The following is a 16,474-nucleotide window of genomic DNA, read 5'->3' as shown; positions in this document are numbered from 1 at the left end:
CGATCGCGGTCAAGTTTCCGTGCGGTTCGGAAGAATGCCTACAGTCCGGCGAACGCCGCCATATGGAAAGCCTGAACATCGGCCGGATAGCGATACTCAGCGCCATAAGGACAGGCGTTGCGGTCGAGGCAGCCGCCGGCGCGGCAGGGCGCACCATCCGTGCCACGCACATGCACCAGGCACGCCCCGTGCGCAAAGCCATCCACCGAATATGCGCCGACCGGACAGCATTTCAGGCAGGGTTTTTCGACGCATGCGTCGCAAAGGTGAATCGGCTGATGAGCTTCTGGAAGAGAAATCTCGTCCTCGAACAGCAATGCGGCGCGATAGGCATGCCAAAGTCCATAGGTCGGATGCATGAGGATGCCGAGCGGCGACGGCTTCAGCCCCTCCGCCCGCATCGCCCATTGCTGGAACGGCAGATAGGGCCGGTCCGAAGGCGACACCGCGCGGGCGCCGAATTCTTTCGCCACCGCGCCGATCACCTCGCGCGACCAACTGTCGAGTGGGTTGGCGATGTCCCTCGCCTGTCGTTCCCGCCAGCGCTGGAAATGCGGCCAGGGCGCCGCGCCCGCCTGTCCGACAAGCAGCACGGATTTGGCCGGCGCGCCGGAAGGCCCGGCTGGCGCCACCTCATCGTCACCGAAGCTGAAACCGCCGCGGAGAATCAGGCCGTTGGCCGCGAGTGCGGCCGCAATCTCCTCGACCGTGCCGCGGAAAAAAGTCATCCCTTCCGGTCCGGGTCGGAGAACGCGCTCCGCCAGACTTCCTTGTGGATGATGTCGGCCACTTTAGCCCGGCCTGACTCGGGCTCCTTTCACGTGAAGGCGTCGGCCATCGAGCCCTTCTTCCTGGCGATGAAGTCCTTCAGCGCCTCGTCGATGGCCGGATCGAGATGCGGCGCCTCGTAGCTTTCCAGCCAGCGGCGTGCGAGCTCGTTGGCGCGCTGCGGGGCGGTCTTCTCGCCTTCGGCCAGCCACTGCTCGTAGGAATTGTTGTCGGCGATGCTGGAACGGTAGAAGGCCGTCTGGAAATTCGCCTGCGTGTGGTCGCAGCCGAGATAGTGGCTGCCCGGACCGACCTGGCGGATGGCGTCCATCGCCTGGCCGTTTTCCGACAGGTCGACACCTTCGGCAAACTTCTGCTGCATGCCGAGCTGGTCGATATCCATCATGAATTTTTCGTAGCAGGACGCGAGACCGCCCTCGAGCCAGCCAGCCGAATGCAGGACGAAATTGGTGCCGGCAAGGATCGTCGAGTTGAGCGTGTTGGCGCTCTCATAGGCTGCCTGCGCGTCCGGGACCTTCGAGGCGCAGAGCGAGCCGCCGGTGCGGAACGGCAGGCCGAGCCGGCGCGCGAGCTGCGCGGCGCCGTAGGAAACCAGCGACGGCTCCGGCGTGCCGAAGGTCGGCGCGCCGGACTGCATCGAGATCGACGAGGCGAAGGTGCCGAACAGCACCGGCGCGCCAGGCCTGATCAGCTGGGTGAACGAAGCGCCGGCGAGCACTTCGGCCAGCACCTGCGTAAGCGTGCCGGCGACGGTTACCGGACTCATCGCGCCGGCCAGGATGAACGGCGTGACGATGCAGGCCTGGTTATGGCGCGAATAGACTTTCAGCGCGCCTAGCATGGTCTCGTCGAACACCATCGGCGAGTTGGCGTTGATCAGGCTGGTCAGCACCGTGTTGTTCTCGACGAAGTCGTCGCCGAACACGAGCTTGGCCATCGCCACCGTGTCCTCGGCCCGTTCCGGAGCCGTCACCGAGCCCATGAACGGTTTATCCGAATACCGGATATGCGAGTAGATCATGTCGAGGTGGCGCTTGTTGACCGGCACGTCCACCGGCTCGCACACCGTGCCGCCCGAATGGTGGATCGAGGGCGCCATATAGGCGAGCTTCACGAAATTCTGGAAATCCTCGATCGTCGCGTAGCGGCGGTTGCCGTCGAGGTCGCGCACGAAGGGCGGGCCGTAGACCGGTGCGAATACGGTCGCGTTGCCGCCGATCTGCACCGAGCGCTCCGGGTTGCGCGCGTGCTGGGTGTAGATCGAAGGCGCGGTCTTCAACAGCGAGCGGCAAAGACCTTTCGGAAAATGCACGCGCTCGCCCTTGACGTCGGCGCCCGCGTCCTTCCAAAGCGCCAGCGCCTCGGCATCGTCGCGAAAAATGATGCCGATTTCTTCCAGCACCGTGTCGGTATTCTTCTCGATCAGCGCCAGTCCTTCCTCGTTGAGGACCTCGTAGACGTTGATCTTGCGCTTGATGTAGGTGAGCTGTGTGCCCGGACCGCCGCCCGAGCGCGCCGCGCGCCGGGCCGCCGCGCCGCCGCTGGCACCGCGCCCACGCCGTGCGTTTGACGCTTCCTGGTCGACTGCCGCGTTCTCGCTCATGATCGTGCTTCCTATAAAACCTGGTCTGGATTGGCTCGCGGCCCGTAACCGCCGCTTCTCGCCGGATCGTAACCATGCACCCTATTGGAAACGGCCCGCCAGCGCCAACGCCTGTCGCAAAATCGACAAGAAAAGCGCCAACTTTCCAGTCGCTTTCCTTTTGCGGGAAGTCGCAAATCAGCTATGGCTAGCTTGCCCTCGCGGGTTAGGTATTGGCGCATTGATTTTTAGGCTGCCGCAGTCATTCCGAGCAGCAAGGAGCCCGAGAAAATGTCCGACGACGAGATCATCCTTTCCGAGCTTTCCGACGACGAGCTCGTGCAGCAGATGCACGACGACCTGTATGACGGCCTGAAGGAAGAGATCGAGGAAGGCACCAACATCCTTCTCGAGCGCGGCTGGGCGCCTTACAAGGTGCTGACCGAGGCGCTGGTCGAAGGCATGCGCATCGTCGGCGAGGATTTTCGCGACGGCATCCTGTTCGTGCCGGAAGTGCTGCTCTCCGCCAACGCGATGAAGGCCGGCATGGCGATCCTGCGCCCCTTGCTCGCCGCCACCGGCGCGCCCAAGCAAGGCAAGATGGTGATCGGCACCGTCAAGGGCGACATCCACGACATCGGCAAGAACCTCGTTGGCATGATGATGGAAGGCGCCGGCTTCGATGTCATCGACCTCGGCATCAACAACGCCGTCGAGAAATACCTGGACGCCATCGAGCAGCACCAGCCCGACATCATCGGCATGTCGGCGCTGCTCACCACCACCATGCCCTATATGAAGGTCGTGATCGACACGATGAAGGAAAAGGGCATCCGCGACGACTATGTCGTGCTGGTCGGCGGCGCGCCGCTCAACGAGGAATTCGGCAAGGCCGTCGGCGCCGACGCCTATTGCCGCGATGCTGCGGTGGCGGTCGAGACCGCCAAGGACTTCATGAAGCGCAAGCACAACGTTCGCGCTTCCGCCTGACCCAAGGCATCAGGATGGATCGACAAGAAAAGCCGCGCCTTGCAGCGCGGCTTTTTTGTACCCAGATGATAGGCGAGGCTGCCGATCAGTTGACGGTGTCTTTGACCGCCCTTGCCGTCGATTTGACGTCCTTGCCGACGCCCCGGATGGTGTTGGCGCAGGCCGTGAGTGCAAGCGCGCAGGCCAGGATGGCGATCGGCGCGATGCGTAGCAGTTTCATGGACGGTGTCTCCCTCGACAGATATTAAGCCCCGCAGCGAAAGCCGGCCCGACTTGGTCAAGACGCAAAAAACGGAACCGAATCAAACAGACAGGCTGCTCGTCATCGCCTGCGGGATGATTGCGCGCGAAGTTTTGGCCGTCAAGCAACAGCTAAAGCTCGACCATCTCGATCTGACCTGCCTGCCGGCCGAGTTCCATTTCTATCCGGACCGCATCGCGCCGGCGATGGACAAGGCGATCGAGAAGGCCAAGGCGGAAGGCTACCGGCACATCTTCGTCGGCTATGCCGATTGCGGCACCGGCGGCCTGCTCGATCGCGTCATCCAGAAGCACGGCGTCGAGCGCATGGCGGGGCCGCACTGCTTTGCCTTCTACCAGGGCATGGACGCCTACGCCAAGGTCGCCGACGACGACATGATGTCGTTCTACATGACTGATTTCCTCTGCCGCCAGTTCGAGGCCTTCTTCATCAAGCCGCTCGGCCTCGACCGGCATCCCGAGCTGATCAAGGATTATTTCGGCAATTACGAGAAGCTGATCTATCTCGCCCAGACCGACGATCCGGAGCTCGACAAGGTCGCCGAGAAAGCCGCCGCCATGCTTGGCCTCGCCTATGAGCGCCGCTCGACCGGCTATGGCGACCTGACCGGCGAGCTGGCGCGGACGGCACAGGGCGCCGCCCGAGACGGCTAGCCGTCACGCCTGTTCCAGCGCTGCAAGCACATCGGCGAAGCTGGTCCTGCAGACGAAGCCCAGCCGCTCCCTCGCCCGCGACGGATCGTAGACGCGGTCGATCGAGGAAAACATCGTCCAGCCCTTCCTCGCATAGAGCCTCGAATAATTCGGGAAATAGCGCGCGACGACCGTCGGCGCGTCGGCGATCAGCTCGGCGCAATCCTGCGGCCGGAACGGCGTCGGCGCCGAGATGATGAAGATGTCGAAGCCAAGGCTCGGCGCCTTCTCCAGGGCCGCCACATGGGCTTCCGCCGCATCCTCCACCGTCAGTCGCCGGAACAGCAACTCGTTGGCCTTGGTGTTGGCATCGGACTGCTCGATGGCATGCGCCATGTCGTCCGCCTCGGGAAAGAAGCGTGCCGTGCGCAGCACCACGACCGGCAGTCCGTGTTCAAGGTGGTAGAGGCGGCACAGATGCTCGGCCGAGAGTTTCGTCACGCCATAGATGTTGCGCGGTTCCGGCGACATCTCTTCCGTCAGCCAGGCGGCCTTGCGCGCGCCGCTCTGGAAGCCGGCGCGGATCGCCTGCGCGATCATGAGCGACGTCGTCGAGGTGAAGACGAAGCGTTGCACGCCGCAGGCCACGGCAGCATCGAGCAGATTGAGCGTGCCTTGCACATTCGTGGCGATAAAGGCTGTGTTCTCATGGTGCTCGATATTCGGCTTGTGCAGCGCCCCACTGTGAATGATGGCCTCGATGCTGTTCTCACGGACGGTCTTCAGGACAAGATCGCGATCCGCGATCGAGCCGACGACCTGCGTGCGCGCCGAGGCAACCGGATCGAGACCGACCACCTCATGGCCGAGCGCTTCGAGCCTTGGCTGAAGCGCGCTGCCCAACCAGCCGGACGATCCCGTGAGCAAAATTCGCATCGATCAACCGCCATTTTCTAGAGCATGATGCCGAAAAGTGTGGAGCGGTTTTCGGACGACATCATGCTCTATCTCTTTGATTTGGAGCCGGATTCAGATTTCAGGTCGACCCGACCTGAAATCATCCGGCTCTGGCTGACGCTGTAAAGCACGGATGACAGGTGAGCGCGAACCGGTAAGTTGTGCGCCAGCGATAGAAAGAACTTTGTTCCAGCTATTGATTTGAGGAAACACGTTCATGATGGCTCGCCTGTTCCTTGCCGCCCTCGGTGTCGTAGCCCTCACTTTGCCGTCCCTTGCCGACGGCGAAGTGCAGAAGCTGATCACCGCCGCCGACAAGACGCGACTGGATAGATATGGCGAGACGCGCAAGGCGGCTCTCGAGGCGGCAAAAGCCAGCGATCCGTCCGAGGTCAAGCAGTTGGACGAACTGCTCGCCAGACCTCTTGTCGCCTTCTCCGACAAGGATCTCACCGGCAACTGGAAGTGCCGCACCATCAAGGCGGGCGGCCTGAGCCCGCTCATCATCTATGGCTGGTTCAAGTGCAAGGTGACCGACGACGGCTCCGGTTGGCGCCTCGCCAAGATCAGCGGCTCGCAGCGCACAACCGGCCGCTTCTTCGACGACGGCGAGAAACGCTCCATCTATCTCGGCTCGTTCTCGGTCAATGATGACAAGGCCAAGCCCTATGGCAGCGGTCCCGAAAGCGACCAGGTCGGCTACGCCTTCCGCAACAGCGCCACCGAGTGGCGGATCGAATTCCCGGCGCCCTATTACGAATCGAAACTCGACATCATGGAATTCAAGCGCTGAGCCCGTCCTCTGCTGCCTCGTTGAAACGGCGCCGTCACACCAAGGATTAACCTGCTCCGCATAGCATGCGCGCGATTTCAAGCGGGTGGGTGCCGTGGCAGCGTCGGACTCGAATACGCGACCGATCGTGGTCGTCACCGAAGGTGGCCCGCATATCTGGGCCATCATCAATGCGCTTGCCGACCGTGTCGGTCCCGTCAGCGTCATCCTCGAATCCGCCGAATCCAAAAAGCGCCTGCTCATCCGCCGTGCGCGACGTCAGGGCTGGATCTCGGCCATAGGCCAGCTCGGCACGATGGTGCTGACCAGGCTCGGCAAGCGGTTCCTCGCCGGTCATGCCGAGAGGCTGATCGCCGAGGAGAAGCTCGACACTGAACCGCGGCAAGGTCAGGTGATCATCCATGTGCCATCCGCCAACGGGCCCGAATGCCTCGAGGCGGTCGCCAGGATCAATCCGGGCGTGGTGCTGCTTGCCGGCTGCAGGCTGTTGTCGAAGGAAACGCTGGCAAGAATGCCTTGCCCAGTGCTCAACTACCATGCCGGCATCGCGCCGAAATATCGCGGCATGAATGGCGGCTACTGGGCGCTGGCCTTCGGCGATCAAGGGAATTTCGGCACCACCGTTCACCTGGTCGATGCCGGCGTCGACACCGGCGGCGTGCTGAAGCAGGCGCGCGGCAGGCCCAAGACCGGCGATACGATCGCCAGCTACGCGCTGCGGCAGGCAGCCTTTTCGCGCGATATCTGCGTCGAGGCGGTCGGCAATGCGCTGGCCGGCAGACTGGAAACGATCGATACGGGCCTGCCATCGAAGCAATGGTATCACCCGACGATCTGGTTCTATCTCTGGACCGGCCTGACCAAGCGCGTCTGGTGATCAGTCGCAACGGATTTCAGCATTCGCTTTGCGCCATCGCCAGCGTCGCTTTTGAAGGCGCGCGCGTCGTCCCATAACAAGCGGCTCAACCACGCATGCGGCAATGCTCCATGACTTCGAGGAGTTGAGAATTCATGGCCGATCTGATCGTCGTCTACTGGCGCGACATCCCAGCCCAGGTCATCGTCAAGAAGGGCCGGCAGAACGCCAAGCGCGAATTGCCGCTGCGCTTCACTGAGGCGATAGACATGTGCGCCATGCGCACCGGCGCCGGCGGCACCGACGACTATCTGGCGGAATGGCGCAAGGCCGACCCGGTTCCGGTCGGCGACGACATCGAGGCCGAGGTTGAGAAAGCCTATCAGGAACTCGACGCGAAATATGACCGAGAGCGGCTGGTCGCTCTGGTCAAGGCTGGCGGGAAAGAAAATGTCTGAGCAACAGCCGGCGGTCACCCAGGCCACCTTGGTCAAGAAGGCCGCGCCGAAATCCGATTACAAGCCTGCCGACGTGTCGCCGCAGCGCCGCGTTCAGCGCACTTTTGCCGTGCGGCTTTGGTCGGTCCGGCACTCGCGCTTGCTCGAATGGTTCTACAGCCGGTTCGCCGACGTCTTCCTGCTCTTGCACCCTCTTTGGAAAGGCATCGGCTACGGCCGCGTCGAAGCCCCGGTGAAATTCGTCGAGAAGCGGGTCAAGGGCTTCATGTTCGACTGCCGCATGTGCGGCCAGTGCGTGCTCTCCTCCACCGGCATGTCGTGCCCGATGAACTGCCCCAAGCAACTGCGCAACGGTCCTTGCGGCGGCGTGCGCGCCAACGGCAATTGCGAGGTCGAGCCGGACATGCCCTGCGTCTGGGTCAAGGCCTGGGAAGGCTCGCGCAACATGGTCCACGGCGACAAGATCCTCACCGTGCAGAAGCCGGTCGATCAGTCGCTGCGCGAAACCTCGGCTTGGCTCCGCGTGACCGCGCAGGCCGCCGCCGCGCGCGAAGCGGCCAAGAATCCCGGAGCTTCGGCATGACCATCCGCCAGATCGACGAGAACCCGGCCGGCATCCACCTGCCGCTCGAGCCCCTGCCCGGCCACACGTCGCGCGGCCGGCTGGAGCGCGTGCTCCGCCGCGGCGAGTTTGCTGTAACGACCGAGCTCAATCCGCCCGACAGCGCCGATCCCGAAGACGTCTACAATCGCGCCAAGATCTTCGACGGCTGGGTCGACGCCATCAACGCGGTCGATGCCTCGGGCGCCAACTGCCACATGTCCTCGGTCGGCATCTGCGCGCTGCTCACCCGCATGGGCTACGCGCCGATCATGCAGATCGCCTGCCGCGACAAGAACCGCATCGCCATCCAGGGCGACGTGCTGGGCGGCGCCGCGATGGGCGTCGCCAATATGCTGTGCCTCACCGGCGACGGCGTGCAGGCCGGCGATCAGCCCGGCGCCAAGCCGGTGTTCGACCTCGATTCCATGTCGCTGCTCGAAACCATCCGCATCATGCGCGACAACGGCAAGTTCCTGTCCGGCCGCAAGCTGACGACGCCGCCGCAGGTTTTCCTCGGCTGCGCGGTCAATCCCTTCGCGCCGCCCTACGACTTCCGCCCGATCCATCTCGGCAAGAAGATCGCCGCCGGCGCGCAGTTCGCGCAGACCCAGTACTGCTTCGACGTGCCGATGTTCAAAGCCTTCATGCAGAAGGCGCGCGACCTCGGCCACACCGAAAAGCTCTTCCTGCTCTGCGGTGTCGGCCCGCTCGCCTCCGCCAAGACCGCGAAATGGATCCGCTCCAACGTGCCGGGCATCCACATCCCCGATGCGGTTATCAAGCGGCTGGAGGGCGCGCAGGATCAGAAGAAGGAAGGCAAGCAGCTCTGCATCGACATCATCAACGAGGTGAAGGAAATCCCGGGCGTCGCCGGCATCCATGTGATGGCCTATCGCCAGGAAGAATATGTCGCCGAGATCGTCGATGAATCCGGCGTGCTGAAAGGCCGCCAACCTTGGAAGCGGGAGATCCGCCGCGACGACCAGCTGGTCGCCGACCGGCTCGACCACCTGCTGCATGACGAGATAACCGAAACCCAGGTGGATATGGTGAAGACCGCGCATTGATGTATGTCGCCCCAAAGTGGGAACCGGTTTGGGCAACGACATACATGAACTTAGAGTCTAAGAGCCCGGACGGCACGCATTCACTTGAACCAAATCAGATAACGATATAAAGAAGTCTTTATATCCCGACGGAGAGATCGCATGACCCGCACCATCGTCGCCTCGGCGACCCGAGAAATCGTCATCGGCTTCGATCAGCCCTTCTGCGTGATCGGCGAACGCATCAACCCGACCGGCCGCAAGAAGCTCGCCGCCGAGATGGTGGCCGGCAATTTCGAGACCGTCATCAAGGATGCGCTGGAACAGGCCGCCTGCGGCGCCACCATGCTCGACGTCAATGCCGGCGTCACCGCCGTCGACCCCAATGCGACCGAGCCGGCGCTTCTGGTGCAGACGCTGGAGATCGTGCAGGGTCTGGTCGACCTGCCGCTGTCGATCGATAGCTCGGTCAGCGCCGCGATCGAAGCCGCGCTGAAGGTCGCCAAGGGCCGCCCTCTGGTCAACTCCGTCACCGGCGAGGAAGAAAAGCTCGAGGCAATCCTGCCGCTGGTCAAGAAATACAACGTTCCGGTCGTCGCCATCTCCAACGACGAGACCGGCATCTCGATGGACCCGGACGTCCGCTTCGCCGTCGCCAAGAAGATCGTCGAGCGCTGCGCCGATTTCGGCATCCCGGCGCATGACGTCGTCGTCGACCCGCTGGTGATGCCGATCGGCGCGCTGGGCGATGCCGGCCGCCAGGTATTCGCGCTGCTGCGCCGGTTGCGCGAAGAGCTCAAGGTCAACACCACTTGCGGCCTCTCCAACATCTCCTTCGGGCTGCCGCACCGCCACGGCATCAACGCCGCTTTCATCCCGATGGTGATCGGCGCCGGCATGACCTCGGCAATCATGAACCCGGTCCGTCCGCAGGAAATGGAAGCCGTGCGCGGCGCCAATGTGCTGAACGGCACCGACGAGAACTGCACCAACTGGATCCGCACCTACAAGGATTATAAGCCGGCCGAAGGCGGCCAAGCGGTTGCGGCTCCGACGGCCGTCAATGCGCCGGGCGAAGGTAACGGCAATGGCGGCCGGCGCCGCGGCGGCCGCGAAGCCCGCATGGCCAGAGGATAAGCGCGCAATCGTGAGCCGCACCGCAAACAAGGCTGGTCCGATCGCATCGTGGATGCGGCCGGACAGCTCTGCTTTGCGTTCAGGCCACGCCCAATATGGCGTCGAACAACGCCATTCCCGCCCACGATCCGAAAATGCCTGTCACGCCGCCGACGATGAAATCATCGTCATAGGCGGGCCAGAACGCGTGCAGCAGCAGCGCACCGACGATCGCGCCGAGGATCCCGGTGGCGAGATATTGCGGATTGCGCAGCCACGAGCCCTTGATCACGCGCACCATGGTGAACGCGGTGAAGATGGCGGAGAGCAACAGATCCGACATGGTTGGCCCCTGGACCAACGGACTCTCCGCCCAATAGTAAAACGATCCGTTAAATGGCATCGGCGATTGCCATCGAGACACGTGCCAGCATGAATCCTCCCCCCAACATCACCGATCCGCTCGTGCTGTTCATGCCATCCGGCAAGCGCGGCCGCTTTCCGGTTGGCACGCCGGTGCTCGATGCCGCGCGCCAGCTCGGCGTCTATGTCGAAAGCGTTTGCGGCGGCCGCGCCACCTGCGGCCGCTGCCAGATCGAAGTGCAGGAAGGCAACTTCGCCAAGCACAAGATCGTCTCGTCCAATGACCACATCTCGCCCAAGGGCGCCAAGGAAGAGCGCTATGAGCGCGTGCGCGGCCTGCCCGAGCGGCGCCGCCTCTCCTGCTCGACGCAGATCCTCGGCGACCTCGTCATCGACGTGCCGCAGGACACGGTCATCAACGCCCAGACCATCCGCAAGGACGCCGATACCAGGGTGATCGCCCGCGATACGGCGATCCGCATGTGCTATGTCGAGATCGAAGAGCCCGATATGCACAAGCCGCTCGGCGACCTCGACCGGTTGAAGATCGCCCTGTTGAAGGACTGGGGTTTAAAGAACCTCGAATTCGACTTCTATCTCATGCCGCAGGTGCAGGGCATTCTGCGCAAGGGCAACTGGACCGCCACCGCCGCCATCCACAAGGACGCCGACAGCGATATCGCGCGCGTCATCGCGCTGTGGCCCGGCCTGAAGAACGAGGCGTACGGCCTTGCCTGCGACATCGGCTCGACCACCATTGCCATGCATCTGGTGTCGCTGCTGTCGGGACGCGTCGCCGCCTCTTCCGGCACGTCCAATCCGCAGATCCGCTTCGGCGAGGATCTGATGAGCCGCGTCTCCTACGTGATGATGAACCCGGACGGCCGCGAAGGCATGACGGTCGCCGTGCGCGAGGCGATCTCCGGCCTCGTCGACAAGGTCTGTGCCGAAGGCAATGTCCAGCGCAACGACATCCTGGATTCCGTCTTCGTCGGCAATCCGATCATGCATCATTTGTTCCTCGGCATCGATCCGACCGAGTTGGGCGGCGCGCCTTTCGCGCTTGCCGTCTCAGGCGCCGTACGCATCAAGGCCTCCGACATCGGTCTGAAGCTCAACCAGGGCGCGCGTCTCTATATGCTGCCTTGCATTGCCGGCCATGTCGGCGCCGACGCGGCCGCCGTCACCCTGTCGGAAGGCCCGCATCGTCAGGACGAGATGATGCTGATCGTCGATGTCGGCACCAACGCCGAGATCGTGCTCGGCAACTCCACGCGCGTCGTGGCGGCCTCCTCCCCGACCGGCCCGGCCTTCGAAGGCGCGGAGATCTCCGGCGGTCAGCGCGCGGCGCCTGGTGCCATCGAGCGCGTTCGCATCGACCCCGAAACGCTGGAACCGAAATATCGGGTCATCGGCTCGGAACTGTGGTCCGATCAGCCTGGCTTCACCGACAGCGTGCAGGCCACCGGCGTCACCGGCATCTGCGGCTCCGGCATCATCGAAGTGGTGGCGGAGATGTATCTCGCCGGCATCATCTCGGAAGACGGCGTCGTCGACGGATCGCTCGGCCTGCGCTCGCCGCGCATCGTGCCCAACGGCCGCACCTTCTCCTACGTGCTGAAGGAGGGCGAGCCCAAGATCACCATCACCCAGAACGACGTGCGCGCCATCCAGCTTGCCAAGGCGGCGCTCTATGCCGGCACCAAGCTTCTGATGGAAAAGCAGCACACCGACCATGTCGACCGCATCCATTTCGCCGGTGCCTTTGGCTCCTTCATCGATCCGAAATACGCCATGGTGCTCGGCCTGATCCCGGATTGCGACTTGGACAAGGTCCAGGCCGTCGGTAACGCCGCCGGCGCCGGCGCGCGCATGGCGCTGCTCAATCGCGGTTACCGGCGCGAGATTGAGGAGACGGTGAGCAGGATCGAGAAGATCGAGACGGCGCTTGAGCCGAAATTCCAGGAGCACTTCGTCTACGCCATGGCGCTGCCGAACAAGGTCGACCCCTTCCCGAAACTGGCGGCCGCGGTGAAGCTGCCGCCGCGCAAAGCGCTGAGCGAGGACGGCACCGCCGGTGACGCTACCCCACGCCGGCGTTCACGCGAGGAGCGCGCTGCACGGCGCGGTCGGGACTAACGTTCAGTTCATTCCGCTGCCCCTGCGGCCGCGGCATTGACTGCCTTGACGGCGCCCTTGGGACGTTGCGGATGCAGCAGCCTGATCAATGGCTTTTCGACGATCAGATATAGCATCGCCGAGAGCGCCAGCGTGGCGACCAGGATCGTCGCCGGCTGCATCGCTGCCGGCAGGCCGGTCCTCAGGACGACGCCAGTCGTCAGGACGCCGACCACGACATGCCACAAATAAATCGAATAGGACGCATCGCCGAGAAATGTGGGCAAGGCAGCCGGCTTGAATGGCCGCGACCGTTCGGCAAAAACCGCACCCGCCACGATCAATGCGGCCGGAAGTCCCCAGCGCAAGGCCCGCGGCAAATCGGCATCGAATAGCGGGCCGGCCGCAAGCAGAAGAAATCCCGCGCCAGCCATCGCCAGTCCCACCCCGAGCGGCAGCCTGGCGCCTTGGAGCCACATGCGCCCCACAAAGACGCCGGCCGCGAACTCGATCACGACGGGATCGGTGAAGGCATGCGCATATCCGGCCGGAAGGACGAAATGCAGCGCGACGATGGCGACAAGCGCGCCGGTGAGGACGCCGAACCGCCACCGCTCGCCCAGGAACAGGACAAGCGTGAAAACGAGATAGAACATCATTTCATAGCAAAGCGTCCAACCCTGTATGACGATGGGATGCAGCGCGCCCTCCTGCAGGACCGGCAGGAAGAACAGCGAACCAGCGAAATTCGGGACGCTGAAGAAATGGCCGTAGAAGAATTGCGGCTTGAGCAGGATGCCCGCCGCGGTCAGCAGCGTGACGATCCAGTAGAGAGGCACGATGCGGGTGATCCGGCGCCCCATGAAGCGCCAAGGATCAGCCGGCCTGCCGGCCGTCGTCACCCACATGATGAAGCCGCTAATGACGAAGAAGATGTCGACGCCGGCGGCCCCGACGTCGAACGGACCGCCGAACTGCTCGCTGACGTGAAAGCAAACAACCGCGCAGGCGGCGAGGCCGCGCAGATATTGGACACTATGGATGCTCGTCACGATGCCTTGATCCGATCGCATCATGCTGCGATGCACACGCCCCACGCCGCATTGCACAATAACAATGCAGCCGCTTGCTGCTGTCAACCGCTCATGACAGCTATCCGGATAGGAACCGGCATAGCAGCCCTCTAAATTCGTTTGCATGCAAATGTTTCCGGATTCGCGCGATCCGGAAACCGAAACGCTGTTTTCGCGAAATCGATCCGATACATGCGTGACGCATTTAACGCGCATCGAACGGCGGCCGACCATGCATGTCGCCCAAAAGTGTTTTTGGGAAACGACATCCATGAAAGCAGATCCTCGGCTGCCGCTGGTTCTTCAAAGGGAGATGAAAATGTCGATGTACGATAATCTCAGCCGCTTCGGTGTCACCATCAGGCAGGCTCATGCCAGGAACAAGGCGATCCGCGCGCTGAACAGCCTGCCTGCGCATGTCCAGAAGGATATCGGCTGGCCGGCCTCGCCGCCGAGCGACCCGCAGGCAGCCCTTCATGCGCTGCTTCTGGGCACGCCGCGCTGATGACCTTCGCCGACAAATGCAAGCTGCTCGGCAAGCGCCGGGGCCGCGACGCGGCCTCGGTTGCCGGCGACAACAAACTGCGCTCGGCGCTGCTGTCGAAGCGGCGCTAGAGCAATTCCAGAACAGTGCGCAGCTAGGCTCGACAATTCGGCGTAGCCTTCCGCCCGAAATCGCGCAAACAAAGAACCGGCACCATCCGATCACGCCGATGTGCCAGCGTGATCCTTGACATTTTTAACTGAGGTACAATCTTCGCAGAGCGGGGGAATTCTCTTAGTCGGCTCTGCCGAAGTGCGTGTATCTGCATGCCCAGTTTGAAAAGCCATCTCGTTTCGTTCGTTCTCAGGCACAGCCGCAAGAAGGCGTTTTCCAGTCCCGAGAACCTGCAGCGCTGGATCGCCTACGCCCGCAAGACCGAGGACTATCATCCGCCGGCCTTGCTCAGGGCACGGCTGGACATCACCGAGACCGAGATCGACGGCTTTCCCGTCTATGAGATCGCGCCGAAGGCGGGCGAAAGCCGGCGCATCCTCTACATGCATGGCGGCGCCTATGTCTTTCAGATCACCTCCTACCATTGGGGGCTGATCGCCGAGATGGCCGAGCGTCTCGGTTTCGGCATCACCGTGCCGGTCTACCCCATCGCGCCGGAGCACAATTTCCATGACATGTTCGGCATGGTCGGCAACGTCTACCGGCGCATGCTCGAAGAGACTGAGGCGCAAGACATCGTCTTCATGGGCGATTCCGCCGGCGGCAACATGGCCGTTGTGCTGACCATGATGGCCGCCGAGGAGGGGCTGCCGGCACCGTCGCGCCATGTGCTGATCTCGCCCGGTCTCGACGTTTCGCTTGCAAATCCCGAAGTCTTCGAGGCCGAGCGGCAGGATCCATGGCTGGGTATTGCGGGTGGGCTGGAAGCGGTGCGGCTCTACAGCGCCGGTTTCGACCGCACCGACTGGCATATCAGCCCGCTCTACGGCAACCTGTCCGTGCTGCCCAAGACGCTGCTGCTGACCGGTTCACGCGACATGCTGACGCCAGATAATCTCATCTTCGCCGAACGCGCGCGTGCTGCCGGTGTCGAGGTCGACCTGGTCTACGAGGAAGGCATGTTCCACGTCTGGCCGCTGATCGAGATGCCCGAGGCGCGCCGCGCTCGCGATTCCATCGTCGATTTCCTCAGCGTTCCGGCGCCAGCCCGAGCCCGCGCTCGACGCAGGACGAAAGCAGCTTTCGCAGCCCGCTCCGCGCCCGCGGCCGAATAGTTCAGAACTTGCCGGTTTCCCGGAACACTTCGAACGTCGCCCGGATATGGTCGGCCACGGCCTTCACCGGCGCGCTCGCATCAGGCGCCACCACCATGGCAAGATTGTAGGTGCCGATCTCGGGCATGCCGTCCTTGGCGCCCAGCGAGACCATGTCGTCGCCGAGGAAGGACTTCGGCAGCGGCGCCACCGCGAGGTCGGCCATGATCGCGGCGCGCTGGCCGGCCGTGTGTGCGCTCATATAGGCGATGCGGTAGTTGCGGCCCTCGCGCCCGAGCGCTTCGAGCGCTCCCGCCCGCCAGGCGCAGCCTTCTTCCCACAGCGACACCGGCAGCGGCTCGCGCAGATGCGCGCAGCCGCCCTTGGCGCCCGCCCACACGATCGGCTCGGTCAAAAGCACCTCCGCGCCGATCGCGCTGGTCTTGTAGGAATTGGTGAGCAGCGTGATGTCGAGCGCGCGGTCGTCCATGCGGCGCCGCAGATTGATGCTCTGGTCGATGGTGACGTCGACGGCGATCGAGGGATGCGATTGGGCAAAACGCTTCAGCACATGCGGCAGCACGCGCTCGCCATAGTCGTCCGGGGAACCGAGCCGCACCACGCCGACAATGTCGGGAATGATGAACTTCGACACCACCTCGCGGTTGATCGACAAAAGCCGGCGCGCATAGCCGAGCAGCATCTCGCCATCCGTGGTCAGCGTCACCGAACGCGCGTCGCGCGCAAAGACGGAACGGCCGAGGATGTCCTCGAGCTTCTTGATCTGCATGGAGACGGCCGATGGCGTGCGGAACACCGCATTGGCGGCGGTGGTGAAGCTGCCGGTCTCGGCAATCGCCACGAAGGTGCGCAGCACATCGAGGTCAAGCAGCGGCAAGGGATGATTGAGCGGGGCGTTCATGGCAGTCTGCCTTCAATTTTTCTGATGCAATCGATCATTCCATTTCGTTTGATTGAACATCACTCCAGGCGCATAGTCAACTCGATCGATACAGGATGCTGCCAAAAGCAGCCATGAAACGACCCTGACACAGTCCTGCAATCGACGTGAAATGAAGCTGA

The 16,474-nt window shown here is 63.2% G+C and carries 18 protein-coding genes; 11 read left to right on the top strand and 7 right to left on the bottom strand.

All coding sequences use genetic code 11. The annotated features are described in order from the left end of the window. Positions 1–38 precede the first annotated feature (38 nt). Both LB515_RS17500 and LB515_RS17495 read right to left on the bottom strand, forming a co-directional pair. Entirely contained in the window at positions 39–728 is a 690-nt protein-coding gene (locus LB515_RS17500) for a 4Fe-4S dicluster domain-containing protein (RefSeq protein WP_224708444.1), read from the bottom strand. Positions 729–817: 89 nt separating this feature from the next. Beyond that, a complete protein-coding gene (locus tag LB515_RS17495) occupies positions 818–2,392 on the bottom strand; it encodes a trimethylamine methyltransferase family protein (RefSeq protein ID WP_140840065.1) in 1,575 nt (524 codons plus the stop codon). A 270-nt stretch (positions 2,393–2,662) separates the two neighbouring features. Here LB515_RS17495 and LB515_RS17490 point away from each other — a divergent pair, with 270 nt between their 5' ends. Continuing rightward, positions 2,663–3,361 carry a corrinoid protein gene (locus LB515_RS17490; RefSeq protein ID WP_095764935.1) on the top strand — a complete coding sequence of 233 codons (699 nt, stop codon included), beginning with the start codon at positions 2,663–2,665 and terminating at the stop codon, positions 3,359–3,361. 85 nt (positions 3,362–3,446) lie between these two features. On the opposite strand, the gene LB515_RS17485 is transcribed toward LB515_RS17490, so the two are convergent. Then, entirely contained in the window at positions 3,447–3,581 is a 135-nt protein-coding gene (locus LB515_RS17485) for an entericidin A/B family lipoprotein (protein ID WP_041003961.1), read from the bottom strand. A 53-nt stretch (positions 3,582–3,634) separates the two neighbouring features. On the opposite strand from LB515_RS17485, the gene LB515_RS17480 reads away from it, so the two are divergent. Then, positions 3,635–4,276, top strand: a complete 642-nt coding sequence (locus LB515_RS17480; RefSeq protein ID WP_095764934.1) for a DUF1638 domain-containing protein — start codon at positions 3,635–3,637, stop codon at positions 4,274–4,276. A 3-nt stretch (positions 4,277–4,279) separates the two neighbouring features. Here LB515_RS17480 and LB515_RS17475 read toward each other — a convergent pair whose 3' ends face one another. Next, positions 4,280–5,191, bottom strand: a complete 912-nt coding sequence (locus LB515_RS17475) for an NAD-dependent epimerase/dehydratase family protein (protein WP_224708443.1) — start codon at positions 5,189–5,191, stop codon at positions 4,280–4,282. A gap of 238 nt (positions 5,192–5,429) precedes the next feature. On the opposite strand from LB515_RS17475, the gene LB515_RS17470 reads away from it, so the two are divergent. The 6 genes from LB515_RS17470 (at position 5,430) to LB515_RS17445 (ending at position 10,106) form a co-directional block, all read left to right on the top strand. Continuing rightward, entirely contained in the window at positions 5,430–6,005 is a 576-nt protein-coding gene (locus LB515_RS17470; protein ID WP_224708442.1) for a DUF4893 domain-containing protein, read from the top strand. Between the two features lie 94 nt (positions 6,006–6,099). Then, the gene (locus LB515_RS17465; protein ID WP_224545513.1) at positions 6,100–6,882 is read left to right on the top strand and encodes a formyl transferase; all 783 of its coding nucleotides are present in this window, start codon (positions 6,100–6,102) and stop codon (positions 6,880–6,882) included. 134 nt (positions 6,883–7,016) lie between these two features. Beyond that, positions 7,017–7,319 carry a virulence factor gene (locus tag LB515_RS17460; RefSeq protein WP_041003951.1) on the top strand — a complete coding sequence of 101 codons (303 nt, stop codon included), beginning with the start codon at positions 7,017–7,019 and terminating at the stop codon, positions 7,317–7,319. Further along, positions 7,312–7,902, top strand: a complete 591-nt coding sequence (locus LB515_RS17455) for a methylenetetrahydrofolate reductase C-terminal domain-containing protein (RefSeq protein ID WP_224522699.1) — start codon at positions 7,312–7,314, stop codon at positions 7,900–7,902. Before LB515_RS17460 ends, LB515_RS17455 begins: the two co-directional genes overlap by 8 nt. Next, positions 7,899–8,990 (top strand): methylenetetrahydrofolate reductase, encoded by a 1,092-nt coding sequence (locus LB515_RS17450; RefSeq protein ID WP_140840055.1) that lies wholly within the window; start codon positions 7,899–7,901, stop codon positions 8,988–8,990. Before LB515_RS17455 ends, LB515_RS17450 begins: the two co-directional genes overlap by 4 nt. Positions 8,991–9,131: 141 nt before the next feature. After that, positions 9,132–10,106 (top strand): methyltetrahydrofolate cobalamin methyltransferase, encoded by a 975-nt coding sequence (locus LB515_RS17445; protein ID WP_095764928.1) that lies wholly within the window; start codon positions 9,132–9,134, stop codon positions 10,104–10,106. Positions 10,107–10,185: 79 nt separating this feature from the next. Here the strand turns inward: LB515_RS17445 and LB515_RS17440 are convergent, their stop codons facing one another. Then, positions 10,186–10,428 (bottom strand): hypothetical protein, encoded by a 243-nt coding sequence (locus LB515_RS17440; protein WP_224626007.1) that lies wholly within the window; start codon positions 10,426–10,428, stop codon positions 10,186–10,188. 53 nt (positions 10,429–10,481) lie between these two features. Between LB515_RS17440 and LB515_RS17435 the strand changes: the two genes are divergently transcribed. Next, a complete protein-coding gene (locus LB515_RS17435; protein WP_224708441.1) occupies positions 10,482–12,587 on the top strand; it encodes an ASKHA domain-containing protein in 2,106 nt (701 codons plus the stop codon). Positions 12,588–12,595: 8 nt separating this feature from the next. Here LB515_RS17435 and LB515_RS17430 read toward each other — a convergent pair whose 3' ends face one another. After that, on the bottom strand, positions 12,596–13,618 hold the full coding sequence (locus LB515_RS17430; RefSeq protein WP_224708440.1) for an acyltransferase family protein: 1,023 nt from the start codon (positions 13,616–13,618) through the stop codon (positions 12,596–12,598). A gap of 340 nt (positions 13,619–13,958) precedes the next feature. Here LB515_RS17430 and LB515_RS17425 point away from each other — a divergent pair, with 340 nt between their 5' ends. Together LB515_RS17425 and LB515_RS17420 are read left to right on the top strand one after the other, a co-directional pair. After that, positions 13,959–14,144, top strand: a complete 186-nt coding sequence (locus tag LB515_RS17425) for a hypothetical protein (protein WP_095765549.1) — start codon at positions 13,959–13,961, stop codon at positions 14,142–14,144. 305 nt (positions 14,145–14,449) lie between these two features. Then, positions 14,450–15,412, top strand: coding sequence for an alpha/beta hydrolase (locus LB515_RS17420; protein ID WP_140840050.1), 963 nt, complete (start codon positions 14,450–14,452; stop codon positions 15,410–15,412). A 1-nt stretch (position 15,413) separates the two neighbouring features. Here LB515_RS17420 and LB515_RS17415 read toward each other — a convergent pair whose 3' ends face one another. Beyond that, a complete protein-coding gene (locus LB515_RS17415) occupies positions 15,414–16,313 on the bottom strand; it encodes a LysR substrate-binding domain-containing protein (protein ID WP_095764924.1) in 900 nt (299 codons plus the stop codon). Positions 16,314–16,474: the final 161 nt, after the last annotated feature.

The organism is Mesorhizobium sp. CA15 (genome assembly GCF_020165215.1).
GTDB lineage: Bacteria > Pseudomonadota > Alphaproteobacteria > Rhizobiales > Rhizobiaceae > Mesorhizobium.
This window is presented reverse-complemented; position numbering and strand designations above follow the sequence as displayed.

What these genes read in the sequence shown, in the direction of transcription:
- LB515_RS17500 (WP_224708444.1), bottom strand. Translation starts at nt 728, where the DNA reads ATGACTTTTTTCCGCGGCACGGTCGAGGAGATTGCGGCCGCACTCGCG.
- LB515_RS17495 (WP_140840065.1), bottom strand. Translation starts at nt 2,392, where the DNA reads ATGAGCGAGAACGCGGCAGTCGACCAGGAAGCGTCAAACGCACGGCGT.
- LB515_RS17490 (WP_095764935.1), top strand. Translation starts at nt 2,663, where the DNA reads ATGTCCGACGACGAGATCATCCTTTCCGAGCTTTCCGACGACGAGCTC.
- LB515_RS17485 (WP_041003961.1), bottom strand. Translation starts at nt 3,581, where the DNA reads ATGAAACTGCTACGCATCGCGCCGATCGCCATCCTGGCCTGCGCGCTT.
- LB515_RS17475 (WP_224708443.1), bottom strand. Translation starts at nt 5,191, where the DNA reads ATGCGAATTTTGCTCACGGGATCGTCCGGCTGGTTGGGCAGCGCGCTT.
- LB515_RS17470 (WP_224708442.1), top strand. Translation starts at nt 5,430, where the DNA reads ATGATGGCTCGCCTGTTCCTTGCCGCCCTCGGTGTCGTAGCCCTCACT.
- LB515_RS17460 (WP_041003951.1), top strand. Translation starts at nt 7,017, where the DNA reads ATGGCCGATCTGATCGTCGTCTACTGGCGCGACATCCCAGCCCAGGTC.
- LB515_RS17455 (WP_224522699.1), top strand. Translation starts at nt 7,312, where the DNA reads ATGTCTGAGCAACAGCCGGCGGTCACCCAGGCCACCTTGGTCAAGAAG.
- LB515_RS17450 (WP_140840055.1), top strand. Translation starts at nt 7,899, where the DNA reads ATGACCATCCGCCAGATCGACGAGAACCCGGCCGGCATCCACCTGCCG.
- LB515_RS17445 (WP_095764928.1), top strand. Translation starts at nt 9,132, where the DNA reads ATGACCCGCACCATCGTCGCCTCGGCGACCCGAGAAATCGTCATCGGC.
- LB515_RS17440 (WP_224626007.1), bottom strand. Translation starts at nt 10,428, where the DNA reads ATGTCGGATCTGTTGCTCTCCGCCATCTTCACCGCGTTCACCATGGTG.
- LB515_RS17435 (WP_224708441.1), top strand. Translation starts at nt 10,482, where the DNA reads ATGGCATCGGCGATTGCCATCGAGACACGTGCCAGCATGAATCCTCCC.
- LB515_RS17425 (WP_095765549.1), top strand. Translation starts at nt 13,959, where the DNA reads ATGTCGATGTACGATAATCTCAGCCGCTTCGGTGTCACCATCAGGCAG.
- LB515_RS17420 (WP_140840050.1), top strand. Translation starts at nt 14,450, where the DNA reads ATGCCCAGTTTGAAAAGCCATCTCGTTTCGTTCGTTCTCAGGCACAGC.
- LB515_RS17415 (WP_095764924.1), bottom strand. Translation starts at nt 16,313, where the DNA reads ATGAACGCCCCGCTCAATCATCCCTTGCCGCTGCTTGACCTCGATGTG.